This is a genomic window from Achromobacter xylosoxidans, assembly GCF_002192695.1.
In the GTDB taxonomy this organism is placed as follows: domain Bacteria; phylum Pseudomonadota; class Gammaproteobacteria; order Burkholderiales; family Burkholderiaceae_B; genus Achromobacter; species Achromobacter xylosoxidans_C.
The window spans coordinates 122,509-145,701 of the sequence record NZ_MTLG01000067.1 but is presented as its reverse complement, the minus strand read 5'-3'; the positions used below and the strand labels follow the sequence as shown (position 1 = coordinate 145,701).

The 23,193-nt window shown below is 68.2% G+C and carries 22 protein-coding genes; 12 read left to right on the top strand and 10 right to left on the bottom strand.

All coding sequences use genetic code 11. The features are described from left to right. Window positions 1-8 precede the first annotated feature (8 nt). The 4 genes from BRO63_RS12185 to ggt all read right to left on the bottom strand — a co-directional run bounded on the left by BRO63_RS12185 (window position 9) and on the right by ggt (window position 5,133). Complete coding sequence (locus BRO63_RS12185; RefSeq protein ID WP_088140044.1) at window positions 9-887, bottom strand: ABC transporter permease; 879 nt, start codon at window positions 885-887, stop codon at window positions 9-11. After that, complete coding sequence (locus BRO63_RS12180) at window positions 884-1,828, bottom strand: ABC transporter permease (RefSeq protein ID WP_088140043.1); 945 nt, start codon at window positions 1,826-1,828, stop codon at window positions 884-886. Before BRO63_RS12180 ends, BRO63_RS12185 begins: the two co-directional genes overlap by 4 nt. Window positions 1,829-1,957: 129 nt before the next feature. After that, window positions 1,958-3,469, bottom strand: coding sequence for an ABC transporter substrate-binding protein (locus BRO63_RS12175; RefSeq protein WP_088140042.1), 1,512 nt, complete (start codon window positions 3,467-3,469; stop codon window positions 1,958-1,960). Between the two features lie 35 nt (window positions 3,470-3,504). Further along, the gene (gene ggt, locus BRO63_RS12170) at window positions 3,505-5,133 is read right to left on the bottom strand and encodes a gamma-glutamyltransferase (RefSeq protein ID WP_054456605.1); all 1,629 of its coding nucleotides are present in this window, start codon (window positions 5,131-5,133) and stop codon (window positions 3,505-3,507) included. Between the two features lie 93 nt (window positions 5,134-5,226). Between ggt and BRO63_RS12165 the strand changes: the two genes are divergently transcribed. Beyond that, entirely contained in the window at window positions 5,227-6,129 is a 903-nt protein-coding gene (locus tag BRO63_RS12165; protein ID WP_088140041.1) for a LysR family transcriptional regulator, read from the top strand. A gap of 3 nt (window positions 6,130-6,132) precedes the next feature. On the opposite strand, the gene BRO63_RS12160 is transcribed toward BRO63_RS12165, so the two are convergent. The 4 genes from BRO63_RS12160 to BRO63_RS12145 form a co-directional block, all read right to left on the bottom strand. Then, window positions 6,133-8,304 carry a phosphocholine-specific phospholipase C gene (locus tag BRO63_RS12160; protein WP_088140040.1) on the bottom strand — a complete coding sequence of 724 codons (2,172 nt, stop codon included), beginning with the start codon at window positions 8,302-8,304 and terminating at the stop codon, window positions 6,133-6,135. A gap of 35 nt (window positions 8,305-8,339) precedes the next feature. Further along, a complete protein-coding gene (locus BRO63_RS12155; RefSeq protein WP_088140039.1) occupies window positions 8,340-8,522 on the bottom strand; it encodes a hypothetical protein in 183 nt (60 codons plus the stop codon). Window positions 8,523-8,540: 18 nt separating this feature from the next. Next, window positions 8,541-10,547 carry an alkaline phosphatase family protein gene (locus BRO63_RS12150; protein WP_088140038.1) on the bottom strand — a complete coding sequence of 669 codons (2,007 nt, stop codon included), beginning with the start codon at window positions 10,545-10,547 and terminating at the stop codon, window positions 8,541-8,543. Between the two features lie 186 nt (window positions 10,548-10,733). Beyond that, entirely contained in the window at window positions 10,734-12,680 is a 1,947-nt protein-coding gene (locus tag BRO63_RS12145; protein WP_088140037.1) for a PhoX family protein, read from the bottom strand. Between the two features lie 199 nt (window positions 12,681-12,879). Between BRO63_RS12145 and BRO63_RS12140 the strand changes: the two genes are divergently transcribed. The 11 genes from BRO63_RS12140 to BRO63_RS12090 all read left to right on the top strand — a co-directional run bounded on the left by BRO63_RS12140 (window position 12,880) and on the right by BRO63_RS12090 (window position 19,365). Continuing rightward, entirely contained in the window at window positions 12,880-13,314 is a 435-nt protein-coding gene (locus BRO63_RS12140) for a general secretion pathway protein GspC (protein WP_088140107.1), read from the top strand. A 130-nt stretch (window positions 13,315-13,444) separates the two neighbouring features. Next, window positions 13,445-13,873, top strand: coding sequence for a type II secretion system major pseudopilin GspG (gene gspG, locus BRO63_RS12135; protein ID WP_054456600.1), 429 nt, complete (start codon window positions 13,445-13,447; stop codon window positions 13,871-13,873). Then, entirely contained in the window at window positions 13,845-14,333 is a 489-nt protein-coding gene (gene gspH, locus BRO63_RS12130; RefSeq protein ID WP_088140036.1) for a type II secretion system minor pseudopilin GspH, read from the top strand. Before gspG ends, gspH begins: the two co-directional genes overlap by 29 nt. Next, a complete protein-coding gene (gene gspI / locus BRO63_RS12125; RefSeq protein ID WP_088140035.1) occupies window positions 14,320-14,721 on the top strand; it encodes a type II secretion system minor pseudopilin GspI in 402 nt (133 codons plus the stop codon). Before gspH ends, gspI begins: the two co-directional genes overlap by 14 nt. Window positions 14,722-14,723: 2 nt before the next feature. After that, complete coding sequence (locus tag BRO63_RS12120) at window positions 14,724-15,329, top strand: prepilin-type N-terminal cleavage/methylation domain-containing protein (RefSeq protein ID WP_088140034.1); 606 nt, start codon at window positions 14,724-14,726, stop codon at window positions 15,327-15,329. Further along, window positions 15,326-16,270: a type II secretion system minor pseudopilin GspK gene (gene gspK / locus BRO63_RS12115; protein WP_088140033.1), complete on the top strand. Its 945-nt coding sequence runs from the start codon at window positions 15,326-15,328 to the stop codon at window positions 16,268-16,270. The genes BRO63_RS12120 and gspK overlap by 4 nt, the downstream gene beginning before the upstream one ends. Next, window positions 16,267-17,259: a type II secretion system protein GspL gene (gene gspL / locus BRO63_RS12110; protein WP_088140032.1), complete on the top strand. Its 993-nt coding sequence runs from the start codon at window positions 16,267-16,269 to the stop codon at window positions 17,257-17,259. Before gspK ends, gspL begins: the two co-directional genes overlap by 4 nt. Continuing rightward, window positions 17,256-17,843 (top strand): type II secretion system protein GspM, encoded by a 588-nt coding sequence (gene gspM / locus BRO63_RS12105; protein WP_088140031.1) that lies wholly within the window; start codon window positions 17,256-17,258, stop codon window positions 17,841-17,843. The genes gspL and gspM overlap by 4 nt, the downstream gene beginning before the upstream one ends. A gap of 1 nt (window position 17,844) precedes the next feature. Further along, a complete protein-coding gene (gene gspN, locus BRO63_RS12100; protein WP_088140030.1) occupies window positions 17,845-18,597 on the top strand; it encodes a type II secretion system protein N in 753 nt (250 codons plus the stop codon). A gap of 70 nt (window positions 18,598-18,667) precedes the next feature. Continuing rightward, window positions 18,668-18,970 carry a type II toxin-antitoxin system Phd/YefM family antitoxin gene (locus BRO63_RS12095; protein WP_088140029.1) on the top strand — a complete coding sequence of 101 codons (303 nt, stop codon included), beginning with the start codon at window positions 18,668-18,670 and terminating at the stop codon, window positions 18,968-18,970. A gap of 8 nt (window positions 18,971-18,978) precedes the next feature. Next, window positions 18,979-19,365, top strand: a complete 387-nt coding sequence (locus BRO63_RS12090; RefSeq protein WP_088140028.1) for a type II toxin-antitoxin system RelE/ParE family toxin — start codon at window positions 18,979-18,981, stop codon at window positions 19,363-19,365. A 3-nt stretch (window positions 19,366-19,368) separates the two neighbouring features. On the opposite strand, the gene gspE is transcribed toward BRO63_RS12090, so the two are convergent. Together gspE and gspD are read right to left on the bottom strand one after the other, a co-directional pair. Then, window positions 19,369-20,796 (bottom strand): type II secretion system ATPase GspE, encoded by a 1,428-nt coding sequence (gene gspE / locus BRO63_RS12085; protein ID WP_088140027.1) that lies wholly within the window; start codon window positions 20,794-20,796, stop codon window positions 19,369-19,371. Then, window positions 20,793-23,165 (bottom strand): type II secretion system secretin GspD, encoded by a 2,373-nt coding sequence (gene gspD, locus BRO63_RS12080; protein ID WP_088140026.1) that lies wholly within the window; start codon window positions 23,163-23,165, stop codon window positions 20,793-20,795. The genes gspE and gspD overlap by 4 nt, the downstream gene beginning before the upstream one ends. Window positions 23,166-23,193: the final 28 nt, after the last annotated feature.

Genomic DNA, 23,193 nt, shown 5'->3' with positions numbered 1-23,193 from the left:
CCATGTGATTACTTTTCCTGACGCGGATCGAGCGCGTCGCGCAGCCCGTCGCCCAGCAGATTGAAGCCCAGCACCACCAGGAAAATGGCCGATCCGGGGAAGATGGACATCCAGGGCGCCTGGGTCATGAAGTTCTTGGCGGTGTTCAGCATCGAGCCCCAGGACGGGTTCGGCGGCTGCAGCCCCAGGCCCAGGAACGACAGGCTGGCCTCGGCGATGATGGCGGTGGCGATGGTGATGGTGGCCTGCACGATCAAGGGCGGCATCACGTTGGGAAACACATGGCGGCCGATGATGCGCAGGTCGGACGCGCCCAGGGCGCGCGCGCTCTGCACGTAGTCCTCGTTCTTGACCGCCAGCACCTGCCCGCGCGTGAGGCGGATGAACTTGGGCGCGGCCGAGACGCCGATGGCGATCATGGCGTTCATCAGGCTGGGGCCGAGGAAGGCGGCCAGCGCGATGGCCAGGATCAGGAAGGGAATCGCCAGCAGCGCTTCGGTGGCGCGGGAGATGATGCTGTCGGTCCAGCCGCCGAAGTAGCCGGCGGCCAGGCCGAAGGGCACGCCCACCGCCAGCGCGATCAGGACCGACACCAGGCCCGCCATCAGCGAGGCGCGCGCGCCGTAGACCATGCGGCTGAAGATGTCGCGGCCCAGTTCGTCGGTGCCCAGCCAGTAGGACGCCGAAGGCGCCTTGCGGATGGTGGTGAAGCTGGTCTGGAAGGGATCGTGGCTGGCGATCAGCGGCGCCAGGATGGCCAGCAGCACGAAGAACAGCACGATGACCAGGCCCAGCATGGCGATGTGGTTGCGCTTGAATTTGCCCCAGGCGCGGTTGCGGCTGCGGGGCGGCGTGACGGCTGCGGCCGTTGCAGGAATTGCGCTCATGAGTGCCTCAGGCGGGGATTGACCAGGATGTACAGGATGTCGGCCAGCAGGTTCATGATGATGAAACCCACCGCCACGCAGAGCACCACGCCCTGCACCACCGCGTAGTCGCGCGTGAAGACCGCGTCGACCACCAGCTTGCCGAAGCCCGGAATCGTGAAGACCTGCTCGGTCAGCACGGCGCCGGCCAGCAGTTCGCCGAACAGCAGCGTCACCAGCGTGACGATGGGCATGAGCGCATTGCGCAAGGCGTGGCGCAGCACCACGCTGCGCGGCGACACGCCCTTGGCGCGCGCGGTGCGCACGTAGTCGGCCGACAAGGCCTCCAGCATGGCCGAGCGGGTATGGCGCATCAGATACGCGGCGATGGCCGTGGACAGCACCAGGGACGGCATCAGCATGGTCTTGATCGACAGCCAGAAGTCCTCGGACGGCGATACGTAGCCCGAGGCCGGCAGCAGCTTCCATTGCACCGACACCACCATGATGAGGATGATGCCGAGCCAGAAGTTGGGAATGGACATGCCGGACAGCGCGGCGATGTTGGCGCCCATTTCGATGGGCTTGCCCTTGCGCACCGCGGCGATGATGCCCATGGGGATACCTATCAGCAGCGCGAAGAACATGGCCATGGCGGCCAGCTGCAGCGTGACCGGCAGCTTCTGGCCGATCAGCGTGGTGACGGGGACGTCGGTGCGCAGCGATTTGCCCAGGTCGCCTTGCAGGACCTGTCCGGCCCAGGCGGCGTACTGCACGGGCAGCGGATCGTTCAAGCGGTACTTGTCCCGCAAGTAGTCCAGGACGGCCGGATCGCGTTCTTCACCGGCCAGTGTCAGCACCGGATCGCCGGGCAGGATTTTCTGCAGCATGAAGACGATCATCGACACCAGTATCAGTGTCGGTATCGCGACGAGCACGCGGCGCAAGATGAGTTTAAGCATATGAGAAACCGTAAGACAGGAACGGCGGACGGGGCGCGCAGGATGATCCGCTACGCCCTGCCGCCGCAAACGACAACCGGACGCGCAAGGCGCGTCCGGCTGGCGCGGCGCTTGACTGCCGCGCCGCGATCACTTCTGCGCGAACGTCACGCCTTTCAGGCGGATCATGCCGTCAGGATAGGGCGTGAAGCCCTTGACCTTCTTGGCCATGGCGAAGGGCCAGGGCTGGTAGTAGTTATACACCCCGGGCAATTCGTCCTGGATGATGGTCTGCGCCTGGTCGTAGATCGCCTTGCGCTTGGTTTCGTCCGGCACGGTGCGGGCTTCGTTCAGCAGCTTGTCCACTTCCGGGTTGCAATAGTGGCCGTCGTTCAGCGCGCCCTTGCAGGTGACGAAAGCGTGGATGTTGCCGTCCGGATCGACCCGGCCCGACCAGCCCAGCATCACGACCTGGAAATTGCCGCCGGCCGATTCCTTCTGCAGGGCCGCGTACTCGGTCGGGCGCAGCGACAGGTCGAAGCCCGCCTCGGACGCCATGGCCTGCACGATCTCGGCGATCGACGACGTCGTGGTGTTGTTGCCGAACATGACCTCGGCCTTCACGCGGTCGAAACCCGCCTGCTTGAGCAGCGCCTTCGCCTTGGCAACGTCGCGCTGGGTCGGCGGGAACTTGTCGCTGTGGTAGGGGCTGGCGGGCGGGAACGGCTGCTGCGCCGGATCGAAGATGCCGCCGCCGGCCACTTCGCTGATGGCGTTGCGGTCGATGGCGTACTGGAACGCCTGGCGCACCAGCTTGTTCTTGAACGGATTGTCCTCGGCGCGCTTGCCGTTGGCGACGTTGAACATGAACTGCTGGAAGCCCAGGCCGGCCACCGGCGCAAAGGTCAGGCTGGCGTCGCTCTTGACCTGCGGCACGTCGGAGGGATTCAGGCGCTCCAGCAGGTCCAGGTCGCCCGCGCGCAGGTTGGACAGGCGCACGGTGGTGTCCGGGATCGGCAGGAAGGTCACGCGCTTGAAGGCGAAGTCCTTGGCGTCGTAGTACTGGTCGAATTTCTCCAGCACGATGCGGTCATTCTGGATGCGTTCGACGAACTTGTAGGGACCGGAGCACACGGGCTTGCGGCCCACGGCGGCGACGTCGTCGCTGAAGGTCTTGGGCGACAGCATCATGCCGGCGCGGTCGGACAGCTGGGCCAGCAAGGTGGCGTCGGGCTTTTTCAGCGTCAGCACCAGCGTCGTGGCGTCAGGCGCGTCGACCTTTTCCACCGAGGCCAGTTCGCCCTTGCGCAGGCTGTCCGGCAAGGACATGGCGCGTTCCAGATTGGACTTGGCCGCGGCGGCGTCGAACTTGGAGCCGTCATGGAACAGCGCGTCCTCGCGCAGCTTGAAGGTCAGCACCTTGTTGTCGGGGCTGAACGACCACGAGGTGGCCAGTTGCGGCACGAAGTGCAGCTTGGGATCGATGTCGATCAGCTTGTCGCACAGCGAGGTGAAGACGATGCGGCCCACATACGTGCGCGCCCGGTGCGGGTCCAGCACGTCCGGATCCTCCTGCAGGCCGATCCGGATGTTCTGGGCGGAAGCCGCGCCCGCGGCCAGCGCCAGCAGGCTGGCGCCGAAGGTCAAGGTCAAGCGTTTCATTATTTAAATTCCCCTTGTGGCTGCGCTATTGCGTATTAGAAGCCGACCGCCTGACCATCGCGCCGGCTGTCGCTGGCGGCGACGTAGCCAAGCTCGTTGTCGTTTTCGGACATGCGCCAGATGAACTGGCCCGCGCCGAAATCCATGTACGGATCGTCGACCGACTTCAAAGCATGCCCGAGGTCTTTCAGGCCCGCAATGGTGGAAGCCTTCATATTGGTCTCGATGTCCAGCGTGAAATCGCGGTTGACCTTCCAGCGCGGCGCGCAGCAGGCGGCCTGCGGATTCTGGTGATAGTCCAGCATGCGCACCACGGTCTGCATGTGGCCTTGCGGCTGCATGTCGCCGCCCATCACGCCAAAGCTCATGACCGGCTTACCGCCGCGCGTCAGGAAGCCCGGGATGATGGTATGGAACGGACGCTTGCCGCCTTCGACCACGTTGGCCGACTTCGGATCCATCGAGAAGCCCACGCCGCGGTTCTGCATGCTGATGCCGGTGCCCGGCACCACCACGCCCGAACCGAAGCCCATATAGTTGGACTGGATGAACGAGATCATCATGCCGTTCTCATCGGCGGCGGTCAGGTAGATGGTGCCGCCGGCGTGCGGACGGCCCGCCTCGAAGTGGGTGGCGCGATCCAGGCGGATCAGCTTGGCGCGGCTGTCCAGGTAGGCGTCGGACAGCATCTGCTCCGGCGTCACCTGCATGGAACGCGGATCCGCCACGTACTTGTACAGGTCGGCGAAGGCCAGCTTCATGGCTTCGATCTGGATGTGCTGCGACTGCACCGAGTCCACCGGGATGTCGGCCATGTCGAAGCGTTCGACGATGCCCAGCGCGATCAGGGCGGCAATGCCCTGCCCGTTCGGCGGAATCTCGTGCAATTCGTAGCCGCGGTAGGACTTGGAGATGGGCTTGACCCATTCCGGGCGGTAGTTGCGCAGGTCTTCCAGGGTCATGGCGCCGCCGCATTCCTGGCTGAAGGCGGCGATGCGTTCGGCGAGTTCGCCTTCATAGAAGTCGCGGCCCTTGGAGGCGGCGATGCGGCGCAGGGTATTGGCGGCGTCGGGGAAGCGGAAGTGTTCGCCGACCTTGGGCGCGCGGCCTTCGGGCAGGAAGGCCTGGGCGTAGCCCGGCTGCGACTTCAGTTCCTCGGCGGCGGCGGCCCATTTGTGCGCCACCACCGGCGGCACGGCATAGCCGCGCTCGGCGATCTCGATGGCGGGCTCGAACAGTTGCTCGAACGGCAGCTTGCCCAGTTTTTCGTGCAGCGCGGCCCAGCCGGCCACCACGCCCGGCACCGTCACGGCGTCCCAGCCGCGCTTGGGCTGGATCGCCAGGCCGTCGGCGCCCACGCCGTGCTTGCGCTTGAAGTACTCGGTGCTCCAGGCCGCCGGGGCCACGCCCGAGGAGTTCAGGCCATGCAGTTCCTTGCCGTCCCAGACGATGGCGAAACAGTCGCCGCCCAGGCCGCAGGACACGGGTTCGACCAGGACGATGGTGGCTGCCGCGGCGATGGCGGCGTCCACGGCATTGCCGCCCTTGAGCAACATGCGCAACCCCGCCTGCGCCGCCAGCGGATGCGACGTGGACACCACATTGCGGGCGAACAGCGGAATGCGGACGGAAGGATACGGGTTGCCCCAGTCGAAGGATTTCATGTGGCTAGTCTCATAACGGGTAAGCGGCCGAAGTTACTCCCGTGGTCTAATTAAATCAATTTGAAATTTTGTTCCGTCATAAAAGAGATTTTTATGAGTACCATCCGTTTTCTGCGCACTTTCCTGGCGGTCGCGCACCACGGTTCCTTCTCCGAAGCGGCCGAACAGGTGGCGCTGACGCAGGCCGCGGTCAGCTTCCAGATGCGCTCCCTGGAAACGGAATTGGGACGCGAACTCTTCGACCGTAGCGGCCGCCTTGCCATCCTGAACGCCGCCGGCCGGGAATTGCTGCCGGAAATCAAGCACTTGCTGGATCTCTACGATCGCATGCGGCTGCCGCGCACCGTGCCCGGCGAACTGGCCGGGTCGGTCGCCGTGGGCAGCATCGTGTCCTGCATGGGCACCCTATCCAAGGTCGTGTCCGGCATGAAAAAACAGCACCCCAAGCTGGACGTGCGCATCCTGTCGGGCAAGGCCAGCGAACTGGCGGGCAAGGTCGAGGACGGCGAGCTGGACGCGGCCTTCCTGGTGGAGGCCGGGCGCAAGATGGCCAGCACGCGCTGGACCGCGCTATATGAAGAACAGCTGGTGGTGATCGCGCCGCGCTCGGCGCCCGGGGCGGACGCGCGCCAGGTGCTGGCGCAGAACCCCTTCCTGCGCTTTGACCGCACCCAGCGCACCGGCCTGCAGATAGACCGGCTGCTGCGGCGCCTGGGCGCGCCCCTGAACGAATTCCTGGAACTCAACGCGATCGAGACGCTGGTCGAACTGGTGCGCCAGGAGGTCGGCGTGACGCTGCTGCCGCTGATCAACGGCTCCAACTGGCAGCACAGCCCGGAACTGCGGATTCTCACCCTGCCGCAGGACCTGGGGCCGATGTCCCGCGCCATCGGCATGCTGGAGCGGCGCGAGCATGCGCGCCAGGGCATCACGGCGGCGATCTGCGAGGCCTGCGCCCAGGCTTTCCAGGCGCGCGAACCGCAGACCGCCGCCTGAGGCCTACAGCCCCATCGCCGGGTCCGTCACCGAGGCACGGCCGGTTTCGACGCGGCCGGCAAAGCGCCGCAGATAGGCCGGGTCTTCGGCCAGGCGCACGGTGAAGTCGTACCAGCCCTGGCTGCCTTCCAGCGCCCAGTGCTGTTCGACCTGGCCGCCCGCGGGCACCGTGAACTTCCAGCGCTCGTGGTTGGCGTAGTAGGCGTTGGGCGCGACTTCGAAGGTGCAGGGAGCCTTGCCGCCATTGATGAAGCTGACGTAGACGTCGCCCTTGGAGATTTCGTAGCAGACGCGGATCTCCGGCGCCAGCGCCGACGTGCGGGCCAGGGCCAGGTCGCCGGCGAAATGGCGGTGGTAGCCGTTGGGACCCAGCACCCACAGGTCGTACTTGCCGCCGTCGGCCGCGGTGTCCCAGCTGCCTTCGAGCTGCTTGTCCGGTTCCACCGTGTAGCGGCGCGGCAGGCGGTCCAGGTGCAGGCGGTCATACACATGGAATACCGCCGCCTGCTTGCCCGTATTGGAGAACACCAGGCGCATGGCGCCCGTATCGGGCTGGGCGCGGCCGCTGGTGTGCAGCTCGTAGGGCAAGGCGCGCGAATAGCGCACGCCCTGCTCCTGCACCGGCTTGGCCTGGGTGCTGGGATCGGGCAGCGGCACGGCCTTCAGGGCTTCCTGCGCGCTGCGCTCGCTGTCCGAACCCGCGCGGGTCAGCAGGTTCAGGTCGGGCAGCTTTTCATTGTTGGGCGTGGCGAAGTTGAAGGCCGAGGTCATGTCGCCCAGCACCGCGCGGCGCCAGGGACTGATGTTGTCCTCGGCCACGCCGAAGCGGGCTTCCAGGAAGCGCAGCACCGAGGTGTGGTCGAAGGCCTGGGAATTGACCCAGCCGCCGCGGCTCCACGGCGAGACCACGTACATGGGCACGCGCGGGCCGGGGCCGTAGACGCGGTCGTCGGCGGCGTCCTGGGCGGAGGCGTGGGTGTGGCGCTCCAGGTCGGTGTTGACGGTGGAGGCGCCGGCCATCGAGCCGTCCGGGTTCAGCGAGGGCGCGGCGGGCGGCGGCAGATGGTCGAAGTAGCCGTCGTTCTCATCGAAGTTGATGAGCAGCACGGTCTTGCTCCAGACCTCGGGGTTGGCCGTCAGCGCGTCCAGCGTTTCCTGGATGTACCAGGCGCCCTGGATCGGGCTGGACGGGCCGGGGTGCTCGGAATACGTGGCCGGCGCCACGATCCACGACACCTGCGGCAGCGTGCCGTTGACCGCGTCCTCGCGCAGCGCCTTCAGGAAGCCGCCGTCGGGCATGGTGTTGGCCGTGCCCTTGTAGAGCGGGTTGGCGGCGTCCATGGAGGGCGTCCAGGCCGGATACGGCGCGCCGTTGGCGCCGTTGCCGGCCAGTTCGTTGGCGCGGCGGTACTGCTTGAAGCCGGCCAGCGGGTTGTCGCCGAAGTTCTCGGGCAGGTTCTGATAGACCTTCCAGCTGACGCCGGCTTCCTGCAGGCGCTCGGGATAGGTCTTCCAGGTCCAGCCGGTGGACGAGGCGCCCAGGCTGTCCCACTGGTTGCGGGTCGAGGGGCCGTTGCCCAGGGCCAGCGGATCGTTGGTGCCGGTCCAGTGGAACAGGCGGTTGGTGTTGGTGCCGCCGTGCGTGGAACAGTGGTAGGCGTCGCACAGCGTGAAGGCTTCGGCCAGCGCGAACTGGAACTCCACCTCTTTCTTCTTGTAGTAGCCCATGGACTGGTTCTGCTTGTAGCGCGGCCAGTGGTCCATGCGGCCGCCGTCCCAGGCCATCTGCGCGTCCACGTAGTCGTGGGGCGTGCCTGCCACGCGCTGGGCGTTGCCCTGGGTGCTGTCCAGGTGATACGGCATCACCACGCGGGTGCCGTTGCTCTGCTCCCAGACCGAACGCTTTTCGGGCAGCGGGATGGTGATGCGGTCGCCGAAGCCGCGCACGCCCTTGAACGTGCCGAAGTACATGTCGAAGGAGCGGTTTTCCTGCATCAGGATGACCACGTGCTCGACGTCGTTGATGGTGCCGGTGCGGTTGTTGGCGGGGATGGCCAGCGCGCGGCGAATGGCCGGCGGGAACATCGACAGCGCGGTCAGGCCGGCGGTCGAGGCGGCTGCGTTGCGCAAGAAGCGGCGCTTGCCGGCGTGGACCTGGTCTTTATCGAACGTCACGGATTCTATTCCTATGGATCGGGTGGGCGCGCGGCTCAGGGCGCGCAACGCAATTCGGGTTTGGTCGGCTCGGGCTTCGGCGTTTCGGGCTGGCCGGTGCCGGGGTCTTTGCCGCCGTCGCTGTCGCCGTCATCGCCGCCGCAGGCGGCCAGCGTGGCGCTCAGCATCAGCACCGCGCCCAGGCGCAGGAAACCGCGCAGGATCATGGACATATTCATTTTTCTATCCTCGGTACATCAGGGAAACAGTTCGGAAACGGACTTGCCAGACAGGGCGAGCGACTTCACTTCAGCTTCGGTGAGCGCGCGCGACCAGTAGGCCAGGTCGTCGAAATACATCGTGTAGGGACCCTTGGTGCCGGCGCAGCAGACGCCATAGGTGCCGCGTCCGTCTTCATTCAGGCCGATGTGCGGCCCGTAGACGCCGGCGATCTTGGTCAGGTCGACCGAGCCGGTGCCGATGGTGCGTTGCGAGAAGCCCAGCTCGCTGTCGTAGACGGAAGCCGTCAGGGTCTTGGCCGTCTTGTTCACGGTCATCGCGACATACACGGGCTTGTTCGGCGTGAACTTGACGTTGTTAATGTCGACCCGCGAGCCGCCGCCGGCCAGGTTGAAGTACAGCACCGGGCCCGCCCATTGCGCGATGGTGATGCCGGGGTTGCCACCCGAGTTGTAGTCCTTGTTGCCCAGGATGGAACGGTCGTTGGCGGTGCCGTCGGACTGGTACCAGAAGCCGATGGTGAAGGCCTGGGCCGCGTCCAGCATGCCTGCCGGGTAGTCCAGCTTGAAGCCGCCCAGGGCTGCCGCGCTGCGGTCGTTCTTGAACATCTTGCCGAACACGCCCGCATCGGCGTAGGCCGGCGCCTGCGTGCCGTCGAACGGCGTGATGGCCCCGCCGCCCGCGGCAACGTCGGTCATATTGCCTTCGAACGGGAACAGCATCGTCAGGCCGGTGCGCAGCGAAGCCAGCAGCGGCAGCGGCTTGGTGTAGGCCACGGTGGTGCGCGCCGCGCTGACCGCGTTGCCGACGGCGACGCTGTAGTTCAGCGTGTGCACGCCTTCGGTCTCGAACTTGAAGCCCTTGTCGACGTACTCGGCGGCCGTGCCGGGCACGCGCGCAATCTCCGCGCCGTCGCGGCTGATCACGATGTCGCCGGCGGGTTCGCCCACGCGCACCCAGCTCAAGGTCACGCTCTTGTTATCGGTCGAGGTGCGAGCGGCGGTGTGGCGCAGCGCCAGCTTGCCGGCCAGCGAGGTGCCCGCCATGTCGTACTTGGCGGCGGCCGGCAGCGCTTTCAGATGATCCAGCACCGTCGGCGCCACGTCGGCCGCGCTGGGCAGCGCGTACCAGTTGTTGTCCCACAGACCGTCGAACGAAGCGTCGTCGGCGCTGCCGCCCAGCAGCGCGGGCTGGTTCGCGGCCAGCAGGATGGTCTTGTTCGAGGACATGGGACGACCGTCGCTGGCGCCGGTCTTGCCCAGGCCGTGGCTGGAAGCCACGATCACCAGCCACTTTTCGCCCGGGTGCTCCGCCTTGCGGTCGGCGATCTGCTTGGCCAGCGCGCCGATGGCCGTGTCGGCCTGGCGGATCGCGCCGTCATAGGCCGAGCCGAAGCCGTTCTCCGAGGCCACGCGTTCCGGCGCGCCGAACTGCGCCACCACCACGTCATAGCCTTCGGTAATGCGGTCGCGCGCCTGGGCGGCGACGCAATCGTCCGCGCCGGCACAGTCGGTCAGCGATTGCAGATAGCCTGCGTCGCGCTGGCCCGCGATGAGCCCGGCCAGCACCGTCGAATTGAAGGCGGCAGCGCTGCGCGCCTCGGGACGCGCCTGCTTGACGCGCTGGAACAGGGTCGGCGTTTGCAGCGTCTCGCCCTGCACGCTGTAGCGCACGCCGTGCTGGTCGGCCCATTGGCCGGTCAACAAGGTCGCCCAGCCCGGCGCCAGCAACGTCGGCTGCTGCGTGGGCGCGTCCGTCACGCCGCCGGTCCAGGCGCGCGTGGCGTTGAGTTGCGCCATGTTCGGCAGGGACTTGTCGGCAACACCCCGACGCATGGCGTCGTAGGTCAGGCCGTCGACGCCGATGAACAGCACCTTGTCGGCGGGCGTCGGATCCGGCTGGGTTACCGGCGGCTGGGTCGGCGGGGCTTCGGTGTCGTCGTCATCGTCGCTGCCGCCGCAGCCCGCGAGGGCGCTGGTCGCCAGCAAGGCCGCGCACCATCTTCTCCAATTCAATGCTTGCATGCTTCTCTTCTCTTGTCATGAACAGGGTTTTACGCTGGGGCACATGATGGCCAGCAAAGGTGAAAGCCCCGTGAAGCGAAGAGAAGAAAGCCTGATCGACGGATCAGGATTCTTTTGCGCGGAATGCGCAAAAAAATAGCGGCTGCCCGAAGGAAGCCGCCCCGCAGCCAGAGGCAGGCCGCGAACCTAGGCGCCGATCTTGACACCGGTCAGATAGCCCACCGACGCGCCGAAGCCGTCCTTGTAGTTGGCCTTGACCAAGGGCTCCAGCGTCGGCCGCACCACCGAGTGCACGCTTTGCCAGTCGGCCGCGTGCTGGAAGTTGCTGGTGATGTAGGTCCAGCCGTTGATCTCGTCCACCGCCTGCAGACCGGTCGATTCCGCAGCCACCGGGCAAGACAGCAGGCGCGACAACTGTTTGGTGTCGACGTTGTAGGCCCACAGGAAGTTGTTGACGTGGCCGCCACTGTCCTCGCCCACGAACAGCGTGCGCAGCTTCTCCGAGAACTTGAGGTTGTCGGGGTTGGAGATCTTGCCGGCGGCGTGGGTGTTGCCCAGCGCGTCGCGCGCGGCCAGCACTTCGCCCACCAGTTCCGGCACCGCCGCCATGTCCACCGGCACCCAGGCGCTGTCGATGGCCTTGCCGTCGGTATCGACCTGGCCTTCCTTCATGTGCAGCTGGTAGACCGCGCCGGCCGCCGGGCCTTCGACCTTGAAACCAGGCGACAGGCCGTCGGTCATCGAGCTGTCCACGCGCGACATCGCGCTGTAGGCGATCTTGTCCTTGGCATTGACGGTGGTGCCTTCCATCTTGGAGAAGGCCAGCGTGCCACCCGCCATGGCAGCGTAGCGGTGGGTTTCCAGGAAGGCCGCGGCCACGTTGCGGCCGGGCTGCAGCTTGACCCAGTTGTCCTTGCCGGAATAGCGGATCTTGGTGAAGGCGGCATCCAGCGGATCGGCGGTGCGCACGTCCATGATGTCGGCGGCGCTCAACTGGTCGGCCAGCGCCTGCACTTCGGCGCTGGTCGCGTGGCCCAGCTTGATCCAGCTCAGCGTGCCGGCGCCAGGGCCGGTGCCCGAAGTCTGGTTCCATTTGGCCACGTACAGCGTGCCGGCGGAAAGATCGGCCTTGCGGTCGGCCACGAACATGAACAGGCCGCCGTTGGTGGCATCGTCGCCCATCAGCGCGGTGCGCTGGTCCGGCATGACCTGGACCAGTTCATGCGAGATACGGCCCATGCAATAGTGCTTCTTGATGGTGCCGGTGCCATCCGGATTGACGGTGACTTCGGGCATGTGGCCGTAGTGGTAGGGATTGGCCTTGGCGGGATCGCCGTAGAGATTCTGGCTGTAGGCCTGGAACGAGGACGACGCCTTGGCCGTGGTGGCGTCGGGCTCGTACTCTTCGCTGGACAGGTGGGTGTTCCAGGGCGAGAGGCTCGCGCCGCAGGTGATCCACAGGCCATGCACCGACGAGGTATCCACGGTGTGGTACTTCACCAGGCTGAGCTTGCCCGTGTTGGGGTCCTGCGACAGCGTCAGCACCGCGATCTGCGACGGCAGCAGGCCATACATGTCCTTGCCGGCCTGGTCCATGGACTGGTACTCGAACTGCACCACCGCGTACAGCGCGTTGCCGGCCACGCCCGCCACCTTGGTCGGTTCCGACAAGGACAGCAGCGACATGCCGTCCGGACAGTTCGAGAAGAACTGCCGCGCCTTCGCGGGCACCGAGTTATCGACGATGGGCGCGCCGGCCAGGTTGTAGTAGCCGCCGGCGATCACGCTGCCGCCCTTGCCGTCCGGCACGGCGTCGCCTGTCATGAAGAAGGGCTCGTAGCCCAGTTCGACGCTGCGCTTGGAGCCGTCGCTGAAGGTCAGCTCCAGCGCCGAGGCCACGGTGGTGCGCGCCATCAGCTCAGGCTGGGACAGCGAGGGCGCAGCCATGGACGTGAAGGAAGCGGACTTGAAAGTGACCGGCGTGACGGGCGGCGCGCCATCGTCGTCATCGTCGTCGCTGGAATTACAGCCGGCCAGCAGCGCGGCCAGGCTGACGCCGCCCAGCGGCAGCATCGGCGCGCCTCCCAGCATTTTCAGGAGTCGGCGGCGATTGGCTTGGTTCAGGTCTTGCATGCGGGTGTTCCCTGTTGGAGAGGAGGTGCGCCCGGCTTAGTCATCCGGACTTGAGCGCATGCTAGACATGAGGCATGTACGAACGATGACAGCATGCCCCGCGCGATGAGCGCTGCGGAAAATGCCGCTGGCCATCGCAAGCCTGTCATGTGGCAACGCTATAGTCGGCCCGTCGCAACCCGCCCTGCCCGCCCGTTCCATGTTCTTGACCCTGCGCCCGAACCTGCCCGCCGCGTTCCGCGTTCTTGCCGTGCTGGCCCTGGCCGCAGGCCTGGGCGTATGGGGCTCGATCCTGCTTGCGCCCAAGGCAGGCGCCCTGCCTCCCGCGGTATCGGCAGCCGCGCCGCGCGCCGCCGACAACACGCCCGTGGCGCTGTGGTTCGGCAAGGACGAGGCCATGCGCACGCAGATCACCGTGCTGGGCGTGATCGCCGCCGGCGCCGACGGCGCCGCCGTGCTCAGCGTCGACGGCGGCCCGCCGCTGGCCTGGCGCGCGGGCGGCGAAGTGGCCCCCGGCATCGTGCTGCGCGAAGTCGCCGTGGACGCGGTGACGGTGGAACAGGCCGGGCGCGCCAGCCGCCTGCCGGCCCCGGCCGCCCTGCCCGCGCCCGCCGGCATATCGCGCGAAAAGTAGGCCGCGCCGCGGGCGCCACAATGCGCACGCTGCGCGCAGGTCCGGCCTGGACGCATGTGGCGGCGTCAGTATTGCTGTCATATTTCATGTCCACAATCTCCCGCTTCTACTGAAAGACCGGAGTCATCAAGTGCGTCAGTTACCGCGCGGGCTTGCCCGCCAGCAAGGTTTCACCCTCATCGAGATCATGGTGGTGATAGTGATCATGGGGATACTTGCGGCGCTGATCGTCCCCCGCGTGCTGGACCGTCCCGACCAGGCCCGCCAGGTCGCCGCGCGCCAGGACATCGCCGGCATCATGCAGGCGCTGAAGCTGTACCGCCTGGACAACGGCCGCTACCCCAGCACCGCGCAGGGCTTGCGCGCGCTGGTGCAGAAGCCCGAGGGCGTGAACAACTGGCGCGGCTACCTGGACAAGCTGCCCAATGATCCCTGGGGCCACCCCTACCAATACCTGAGCCCCGGCGTCAAAGGCGATATCGACGTGTTCTCGTTCGGCGCCGACAACAAGCCCGGCGGAGAAAGCGGCGATGCCGACATCGGCTCCTGGGAACTCTGAGCGCGGCTTCACGCTGGTCGAAGTCCTGGTGGTGCTGGTGATCGTGGCGATCGCGGCCAGCATGGTGAGTCTGTCCGTGGGCCGCGGCGAGAACCGCCTGCGCGGCGACGCCCAGCGCCTGGCCGACGCCTTCACCGTGGCCCAGAGCGAAGCCCGCAGCGACGGCCGTCCCATCCGCTGGCTCGCCAACGGCCAGGGCTGGTCGTTCGAACGCCAGGGGCGGCTGCCGGGCCCGAACGCCGAGGAAGACAGGCCGCTGCCGCCGGACCGGCTGGAGCGCGACGAAGTGCTGCGGCCGCAATCCTGGTCGGCCGCGCCGGTGGCGCTGCGGCTCGATCCGGACCGGCCGCTGGTGTTCAACACGGAATGGGTCGCCGCGCCGGTCACGCTGACGCTGAGCGCGGGCGATGCCCGCGTCACCCTGCTGCGCGACGCCGCGGGCCGCTATGAAATTCAATGAACCGCCCCGCCCGCCCGACCGGCAGCGCGGGTTCACGCTGATCGAGGTGCTGGTGGCCCTGGCCATCATCGCCGTCGCCATGGGCGCCGCCCTGCGCGCGACCGGCGTCATGGCCGAGAACAACCGCGCCCTGCAGGACAAGACGCTGGCGCTGCTGGCCGCGCAGAACGCGCTGGCGCAGCTGCGGCTGGAACAGGCCCTGCCGCGAGCCGGCACGCGCAGCGCGCCCTGTCCGCAAGGCGGCCGCGCCCTGCAATGCGAAATGGAGTTTACGAATTCGATGAACCGCAGCTTCCGCCAGGTATCGGTCAAGGTGCGCGACGCCGGCGCGGCGCAGCCCGGCACAGTCCTGCTGCAACTGGACGGCCTGCTGTCCAGCCTGCGATAGCCATGCGCCGCTCTCCCCGATCCCAAGCCGGCTTCACGCTGATCGAAGTGCTGGTGGCCCTGGCGCTGATGGCGCTGGTCAGCCTGATGGCCTGGCGCGGCCTGGCCAACGTGTCGAGCGCCCGCGAACGGATCGAGGAACAGGCCGAGGACATCGACGCCATCGTCCGCACGCTGGGCCAGATGGCGCGCGACGTCGAACTCTCGTACACCGGCCCCGGCTTCGAACCGGCGGGCCTGGACGCGCAAGCCTATACCAGCGGCCTGCGCCTGCTGCGCCGCGCAAGCGGCGGCCCCGTGTTCGAGGTCCTGCGCCCCGACCCCGACGGCAACGGCCTGTGGCAGCGCGTGCAATGGCAGGTGCGCAAGGACGGCCTGTGGCGCGCCAGCGGGCCGTCGGCGGCGCGCAGCCCCTTGCCGGCCGCCGGCGACGGCATCCTGCTGCTGCCCGGGACGCGCGCCCTGAAGCTGCGCGCCTGGGCGCCCGGGACCGGCTGGGTGGATGGCGACGCCAGCCTGGCCGCCGCCCCCGCCGGCCTGGAGATCGCGCTGGAACGCGGCTCCCCTGGCGCCCCCGAACGCTACACCCGCGTGCTGGAGCTGCCATGAAAGCGCCGCACAATGCCGCGGAGAGCGGCGCGGCCGTCATCAGCGCGCTCATCATCGTCGCCATCGTGGCGGCCTTGACCACCGGCCTGTTCCAGCGCCAGACCGCCAGCACGCGGCGCGTGGAAAACGAGATGGCGCGGGTGCAGGCGCGCGCCATGCTGGCGGGCGGCATAGACTGGGCCCGCCTGATCGTGCGCGACCACAGCCGGCGCGAGCCCACCACCCGCGGCGACCAGATCTGGGCCACGCCGGTGCTGGACACGCGCATCGAACGGCCCGGCGACGAACGCGTCGCCGTGTTCTCCGGCCGCGTGCAGGACGAGCAAGGCAAGTACAACCTGTACAACCTGGCGAACCATGGCGTGCCGCAGCCCGAGCAGGAGCTGGTGCTGCGCCGGCTGCTGAACGCGCTGCAGTTGCCGGACACGCTGGCCGCGCGCATGGTGGAAGTGATGTCGGCCGCGCAGCCCCCGGCGCTGCCTGCCGACGCGCCCTCCGCGCCGGGACGGCCCGCGCCTGAAGCCCGCGCGCCCCTGCCGCGCGGCGTGGACGAAGTGGCCGCCCTGCTCTCGCTGGATCCGGCAGCGCGCAATGAGCTGCGCCGAACCATGACGGTGCTGCCCGCGACCACCACCGTCAACGTCAATACCGCGCCGGCCGAGGTGCTTGCGGCCCTGGTGCCCGGCCTGTCGCTCAGCCAGGCCCGCTCCATGGCGGGCGAGCGCGACCGCGGCAATTGGTTCAACAACGCCGGCGACTTCGCCAACCGCCTGGCCGGCGCGGGCGTGAAGACGCCCGCGCCCGCCGTGGCCACCACCAGCGGCTGGTTCCTGGCCAGCGGCACCGTGGCCTATGAGCGGGCGCGCATCTCCATGCAGGCGCTGCTGCGCAGTTCGCCGCCCGCGGCCCCCGACACCTTGTGGACTAGAGAAATTCCTTGAAGAACATCTTGCGCATCGCGCTGCCGCCGCTGGACGAGTTCGGCGCCGGCTCTCTCCTGCCCTATGCCTGGTTCGACCGGCGCGGGCGCTGCGCCCGCCAGGGCGAGCTGACGCTTGAAGCCATGGGCCATGCCTTTCCCCACGCCGCTTGCGAAGCCGTGCTGCACCCCGCGGACGTGATCGCCGCCAACGTGCAGATCCCGGCGGTGGCGCGCGCCCGCTTTGCAGCCGCGGTGCACAGCGCCCTGGAGCCACTGGTGCTCAGCGACCTGGACGCGCTGGCCATCGGCCACGGCCCGCGCTCGGCCGACGGCACGGTCCCGCTGGCCTGGGCCGCACGCGAACCCGTGCGCCGCGCCTGGGGCCTGCTGAACGCGCAAGGATTGCGCGCGCACGCGCTCATCGCGCCGCAGACCCTGGGACCCGATACGGCAGCGCCGCTGCGCGATCCCGCCGACCCGCGCTGGCTGGCGCCCACGCCTTCGTGGTCGCTGGCCATGCCCCAGCTGGCCCCGGCCCGTGTCTCGGCCTGGCGCCCCGTCTGGCGCTGGGGCGCGGCCGCCGCGGTCGTCTGGATCGGCGGCCTGAATCTGTACGCATCGCAGCTGCAGGCCGAAGCCGACGCGCTGCGCAACGGCATGCGCGCGCAGGTGTTGGCCGCCTTTCCCGACCTGCCGGTGGTGCTGGACCCGCCGCGCCAGGCGCAGCAGGGCCTGGACGCGCTGCAAGCGAACCGAGGCGCGGCCAATGCCGCCGACTTCCTGCCGCTGGCGCGCGCCGCGGCCCAGGCCCTGCCCTTCGCCGCCGACAAAGTGGCCCGCCTGGGCTATGCCGAACAGGCGCTGACGCTGCAGCTGGCCGACGCCGGCGAGCAGTCGCAACGCGTCGCGGAAACCCCCGCGCTGATCCAGCAAGCCGCCGCGCTGGGCCTGAAGCTCGAACGCGGCGATAACGACAACACCTGGCGCATCGTGCGCGCGCAACCATGAAACTCCCGCAAGCCCTGCATGCGGCCAGGCAGTCGCTGGCCAAGACCCTCACGCCCGCGCTGACGCGCGCCGGGCAGCGCTACCGGGCGCTGGCGCCGCGCGAGCGCCGGTTGGTGAGCGCCGCCGGCCTGCTGCTGGGCGCGGCGCTGGTCTTCGTCACGCTGATCGAACCGCCCTTGAACACGCTGCGCAAGCTGCAAGCGGAATTGCCCGCGCTGCGCGGCCAGGCGGCCACGGTCGCCGACCTGACCGCGCAGGCCACGGCTTTGCGGCACAAGTCGGCCCCGCCTACCGGCGCCATGCCCAGCGCCGCGGAGCTGCGCGCCTCGCTGGAACGCGCCGGACTCGGCGCGGAGCTATGGACGCTAGGCGAGCCCGAGCAAGGATCCGGCGTGCTGCTGACGCTGAAGCAGGCGCCCTCTTCGGCCTTGCTGCGCTGGCTCGACGGCGCGGCGCGCGACTGGGGCCTGGCCGTCAAGGAGGTGCAGCTCACCCGTGCCGCCAATGTCAACGGGCGGCCGCTGCCCGGCCTGGTCAATGGCAAGGTGAGCTTGATGGCGCCGCAGCCATCGGAGCGTGGCTGAGATGTCTGGCTTCCGGCTTTCCAAACGCTCCGCCGCACTGCTCCTGGCCGGCAGCGTCTGTGCCGCCGCGGCCGCCGTCACGGTGCTGCCCGCGCGCTGGCTGCTGATCCTGCTGCCGGACAAAGCGCCGATCACGCTGGCCGACGCCAGCGGCACCTTGTGGCGCGGCAGCGCCTGGATCGCACTGGGTCCGCAAGGCGCACGCCGCATGTTGCCACAGCCGGTGCAGTGGCAATGGCGCTGGGACGCGTTGGCCCTGGAGATCTCGCATCCCTGGCTGCAAGGCCCCCTGCGCGCGACGCCCGGCTGGAACGGCGTTGCGGTGCCGGCCCAGTCGCTGCGTGCGCCCGCCTCCATCCTGTCCGCGCTGGGCGCGCCATGGAACACCATCGCGCCCCAGGGCACGCTGGAAATCCGCTGGCAGCCGCTGCGGCTGGGCGCCGCCCTGCCCGCCGGCCCCGTGGCCGAACTGCGCTGGCGCAACGCCAGCACCGCGCTGACGCCAGTGGCGCCCGTCGGTTCGTATCTGTTGCGGGTGCAAGGCGGCAAATCGGGCGCCACGCTGGCTCTGAGCACGGAAAGCGGCCTGCTCGACGTCAGCGGCCAGGGCAGCGCCGGCGGGCGCGGCGGCCTGAAATTCCAGGGCCAGGCGACCTACGCCGGCGCCGCGCGCGAGGCGGACCGGGCGGCGCTGGATGGGCTGTTGTCGGCGCTGGGGCGGCGGTCGGGGGATGTGGCGTCGTTCGGGACGTGAATCAGAGGCAGCATGCCCGGCATTAAAATGTACGTTATTATGTACAAATATTTAGCCCAGGGAGCCCGCCATGAGCATCTCGTCCGCCGATGTGATTCCGTTGTCCCAAGCTAGGGCCAATTTGTCCGAGCTGGCCGATCAGGTCAAGTCCGGGGCTGAGAAAATCATCACCAAGAATGGCGAAAGCTATGTCGCGCTGATCGATGCCGAGCGGCTGGACTATTACCATCGGCTGGAGCAGGAGCGCATCCACCTGCTGTTAATCGACGACGCGAGCCGGGGCTTGTCCGATGTCGCGGCCGGAAAAACCAAGGACGCGCTAGGCGCAGTGTCGGCCCTCAAGCGCTACCGCGCGGCCAAGCCCCCCCGCTGACCGACATCGTGGCCGCCAAACTTGCCGTCAAGCTCACCGCCCACTTCGAGCGGCAGCTTGAAGAAATCGACGCCTTCCTGACCGAGGCCGGGGTTCCCCGCGCTTTCGACGCTCTGCTCGACGAATTGGTCGAGGTAATCATCCCAAACCTGGCGGCCTTCCCCGACATGGGACGTCTGTTCCTGGAGCGGTCTGCGCGCTCCGTGGAGGTCGCCAACGGCGTCACTCGCCTGGCCAAACAACTCCGGGCGCTCGCCAAGGATGCGGAACTGCGCGAGTACGTCTCTGCGCACTATCTGATGCTGTACGCCCGGATCAAGGATCAGGTCTACCTGCTCTCGATCCGGCATCACCGCCAGCTTTCCTTCGACTTTCCGGACCGCTGGCGGGGATAGACACTAGGCGTCCCGCGTCACCCGCAGGATTTCCTCGGGCGAAGTCTGCCCGCTATCGACCCAGCGCTGCCCGTCCTCGCGCATGGTGCGCATGCCTGACGCGGCCGCCGCGCGCCGCAGTTCGCGTTCGTCCCGCCCTTCGTGGATCAGCCGGCGCGCCTCGTCGTCCACCGTGAAGAGTTCGTGGATGCCGGAACGCCCGCTGTAGCCGGTATGGTTGCAGGCGTCGCAGCCCACCGGATGGAACACGCGTGCACCGTCCTGCATGGCGGGCTGCTTGCAGGCCGGGCACAGCTTGCGCACCAGGCGCTGCGCAAGCACGCCCAACAGCGATGACGCCAGCAGGAAGGGTTCCACGCCCATGTCCGTGAGCCGGGTCACGGCGGACACCGAATCGTTGGTGTGCAGCGTGGCCAGCACCAGGTGACCGGTGAGCGAGGCCTGCACCGCGATCTGCGCGGTCTCCAGGTCGCGGATTTCGCCGATCATGATGACGTCGGGGTCCTGCCGCAGGATGGCGCGCAGGGCCAGCGCGAAGCTCATGTCGATCTTGGCGTTGACCTGCGTCTGGCTGATGCCGGCCAGGTCGTATTCGATCGGGTCCTCGACCGTGAGGATATTGCTGGTGGACGCGTCCAGGCGGCTCAGCGCCGCGTACAGCGTGGTGGTCTTGCCGCTGCCGGTGGGCCCCGTCACCAGCACGATGCCGTGCGGCTGGCGGATCAGGCGGTCCAGCTGGCCCAGCACGCCTGCGTCCATGCCCAACTTCTCCAGCTGCAGGCGCCCGGCCTCCTTGTCCAGCAAGCGCAGCACAGCCCGTTCGCCATGCCCGGTGGGCAAGGTGGACACGCGCACGTCGATGGGCCGTCCGCCTACGCGCAGCGCGATGCGGCCGTCCTGCGGCAAGCGCTTTTCGGCGATGTCGAGGTGCGCCATGATCTTGATGCGCGAGATCAGCGCGGCGTGCAGCGCCTTGCGCGGCGACACCACGTCGCGCAGGGTGCCGTCGACGCGGTAGCGCACCACGGAGTGGGTCTCGAAAGGTTCGATGTGGATGTCGCTGGCGCCGTCGCGCGCCGCCTGGGCGAACAGCGCGTTGATCATGCGGATCACGGGCGCGTCGTCCTGGGCCTCCAGCAGGTCCGCCACTTCGGGCATGTCCTGCATCAGGCGGTCCAGGTCGATCTCGTTCTCGGCCACGCCCATGACCGAGGCGGCGTCTTCCGAGTGGCTGTAGGCCGCGGTCAGCAGGGTTTCCAGCGCCTGGTCGTCGACCTGCGCCAGTTCGATGTCGCCGTGGCAGCGGCGTATCTCGCGCACCGCCCATTCCGGCGTGCGCGGGCTGACGGTCAGCCGGGCCTGGCCGCCGCGCAGCGACAGCACCGCGCGCTGCGCCCGCGCCCAGGCATAAGGCAAGGGGTGCGCGCTCATAGCAGCGTATCGGGATCCACGGCCACGCTGTGCATCAGCGTGCGCGACACGCGGATGGCCTCCGAAGCGTCGCGCGCCGCCTCCGTGCCGGGATACTGGCGCACCGCAAAGGACTGCGCCGTGACCGGCGCCGGCCGGCGCAGCGTTTCGGCCTGGTGTTCCGGGCGCAGGTCATAGGCGTTGTTGGACACCGAAGGCGCGGAGCCCGGCGGCGGCAGCATCGGCGCCTGCATGTCGGGCAGCGCCCAGTGCTGGCCAGGCTGCACCGCCGCCTGCGCGCGGCGCATGTAGTCGTAGCGGTCCATGGTGACGCCGGCCGTGCGGTTGGCATCGCGCACCACATAGGGGCGCAGGAACACCATCAGGTTGGTCTTGGTGCGCTTGCGCGAATCGTAGCGGAACAGCGAGCCGATCACGGGCAAGGATCCCAGGAGCGGCACGCTGTTGGTGGAGAGCGTGACGTTGTCTTCCAGCAGGCCGCCCAGCACGATGATCTGGCCGTCATCGATCAGCACGCTGGTGTCGATGGCGCGCTTGTTGGTCACGATGCCGGTGGTGGCGTTGGAGCGGCTTTCGTCGATGCTGCTAACTTCCTGGTAGATGTCCAGCTTGACCGCGCCGCCCTCGGAAATCTGCGGCCGGATGTTCAGCTTCAGGCCCACGTCCTCGCGTTCGATGGTCTGGAACGGATTGGTGCTGCCGTTGCTGCCCGAAGTCACGTACTGCCCGGTCACGAACGGCACGGTCTTGCCCACCAGGATGCTGGCCGACTGGTTGTCCAGCGTCAGCAGGTTCGGCGTGGACAGGATGTTGGCTTCGCCGCTGTTCTCCATCGCGCGCGCCAGCACGCCCAGGTTGATCACCTTGTTGCCCAGCACGTCGACGGTGCCCTTGACCACGCCCAGGCTCAAGCCGCTGCCGAGGCCGTCGATGGTGGTCGGGCCCTTGCCGGTAATGCCGCTGCCGCCCAGGTTGGTGCCGCCGATGAAGCTGGTGCCGTCGCTGTTGATGTTGCCGGCGCCCGTCATCCACTGGATGCCGAACTCCGCCGCCTTGGCCTCGCTGACTTCGACGATCAGGCTTTCCACCAGCACCTGCGCGCGGCGCTGGTCGAGCTGGTCGATGACTTCGCGCAGGCTGCGGTACAGCGGCTCGGGCGCGGAAATGATGAGCGAGTTGGTGGCCGGATCGGCCTGGATGGTGGCGCCGCCGGCAGAATACGACACGGCCTGCGTGCTGTTGTCTTCGCGCGAGATGCGTTCCTGCTCGCCCGACAATCCGCCCTTGTTCGAACCGGACATGCCGGCCATGCCCGCCGTTGCCTGGGCAGCCATGCCCGCCGCGGCGTTCTGCGTGCGCGCCCCGCCCTGCGCGCCCGCGCCGCCGCTGGCGCCGCCGGTGGCGCCGGGCGCGGAGTTCGCCTGTCCCGTCAGCAACCCGCCCAGGACCTCGGCGATGCGCGTGGCCTGCGCATTGCGCATGTAGACCACGTGCAGGTTGCCGGCGCGGTTCTGCTGCGCGTCCAGCTTCATGATGAGGTCGCGCGCCAGCCGCGTGCGCGCCGGGCTGCCGGAACGCACCAGCACGCTGTTGCTGCGCGGATCGGCCACCACGGCGATGCGCTGGGTCGGGTCGCTGCTTTGCGTATCCAGCAGCTGCGAAGCCAGGATGGCGAGGTCGGTGGCGACGGCCGAACGCACCGGCACCACGTCGGTGTCGATCGAGCTGGGCACGTCGATGCGCGCGATGACCTGCGCGATCCGTTCCAGGTTGTCGGCGTAGTCCGTGACCACCAGCGTGTTGTTGCCGGGATAGGCGTTGATCGGGTTGTTGGGCGGCACCATGGGGCGCAGCACGGGCACCAGGTTGGCCGCGTTCTCGTACTTCAGCGGGAACACGCGGGTCAGCATTTCGCCGCTGCTGCCCTTGGCGAACGCGGACACGGGCACCGGTCCGCGGCCCGCGCCGCTGGCCGGCGCGCCCCCCACGGCTTGGGCGGGGCGCGCGCTGCCCGCCACCACGCTGCCTTGCAGCTTGCCGTCGGCCTCGGGCACCACGCGCGTCACGCCGTCGACCTCGACGATGGCAAAGCCCTGCATGCGCAGCGCGCCCGTCAGCATCGACAGGGCCTGCGCGCTGTCCACGGGACGGTCCGACACCAGCGTGAGCTTGCCCTTGACGCGCGGATCCACCAGGAAGTTGCGCTGCGTGAACAGCGACAGCGCGCGCAGCACGGCGGGGATGTCGGTGTCGACGAAATTCAGACTGACGCGATTGTCGGTCTGTTGGGCATGGGCCTTGCTGGACGCGGGTCCGAGCTGGCTTGCGGCTAGCAGTACCGCAAGGCTGAATTGCGCGATATGACGCATGACGTGATAGGTGCCTGAAACGTGAAAT

Coding starts and splice junctions, on each gene's coding strand:
- BRO63_RS12185 (WP_088140044.1), bottom strand. CDS start 887: ATGAGCGCAATTCCTGCAACGGCCGCAGCCGTCACGCCGCCCCGCAGC.
- BRO63_RS12180 (WP_088140043.1), bottom strand. CDS start 1,828: ATGCTTAAACTCATCTTGCGCCGCGTGCTCGTCGCGATACCGACACTG.
- BRO63_RS12175 (WP_088140042.1), bottom strand. CDS start 3,469: ATGAAACGCTTGACCTTGACCTTCGGCGCCAGCCTGCTGGCGCTGGCC.
- ggt (WP_054456605.1), bottom strand. CDS start 5,133: ATGAAATCCTTCGACTGGGGCAACCCGTATCCTTCCGTCCGCATTCCG.
- BRO63_RS12165 (WP_088140041.1), top strand. CDS start 5,227: ATGAGTACCATCCGTTTTCTGCGCACTTTCCTGGCGGTCGCGCACCAC.
- BRO63_RS12155 (WP_088140039.1), bottom strand. CDS start 8,522: ATGAATATGTCCATGATCCTGCGCGGTTTCCTGCGCCTGGGCGCGGTG.
- BRO63_RS12150 (WP_088140038.1), bottom strand. CDS start 10,547: ATGCAAGCATTGAATTGGAGAAGATGGTGCGCGGCCTTGCTGGCGACC.
- BRO63_RS12145 (WP_088140037.1), bottom strand. CDS start 12,680: ATGCAAGACCTGAACCAAGCCAATCGCCGCCGACTCCTGAAAATGCTG.
- BRO63_RS12140 (WP_088140107.1), top strand. CDS start 12,880: ATGTTCTTGACCCTGCGCCCGAACCTGCCCGCCGCGTTCCGCGTTCTT.
- gspH (WP_088140036.1), top strand. CDS start 13,845: ATGCCGACATCGGCTCCTGGGAACTCTGAGCGCGGCTTCACGCTGGTC.
- gspI (WP_088140035.1), top strand. CDS start 14,320: ATGAAATTCAATGAACCGCCCCGCCCGCCCGACCGGCAGCGCGGGTTC.
- BRO63_RS12120 (WP_088140034.1), top strand. CDS start 14,724: ATGCGCCGCTCTCCCCGATCCCAAGCCGGCTTCACGCTGATCGAAGTG.
- gspK (WP_088140033.1), top strand. CDS start 15,326: ATGAAAGCGCCGCACAATGCCGCGGAGAGCGGCGCGGCCGTCATCAGC.
- gspM (WP_088140031.1), top strand. CDS start 17,256: ATGAAACTCCCGCAAGCCCTGCATGCGGCCAGGCAGTCGCTGGCCAAG.
- gspN (WP_088140030.1), top strand. CDS start 17,845: ATGTCTGGCTTCCGGCTTTCCAAACGCTCCGCCGCACTGCTCCTGGCC.
- BRO63_RS12095 (WP_088140029.1), top strand. CDS start 18,668: ATGAGCATCTCGTCCGCCGATGTGATTCCGTTGTCCCAAGCTAGGGCC.
- gspE (WP_088140027.1), bottom strand. CDS start 20,796: ATGAGCGCGCACCCCTTGCCTTATGCCTGGGCGCGGGCGCAGCGCGCG.
- gspD (WP_088140026.1), bottom strand. CDS start 23,165: ATGCGTCATATCGCGCAATTCAGCCTTGCGGTACTGCTAGCCGCAAGC.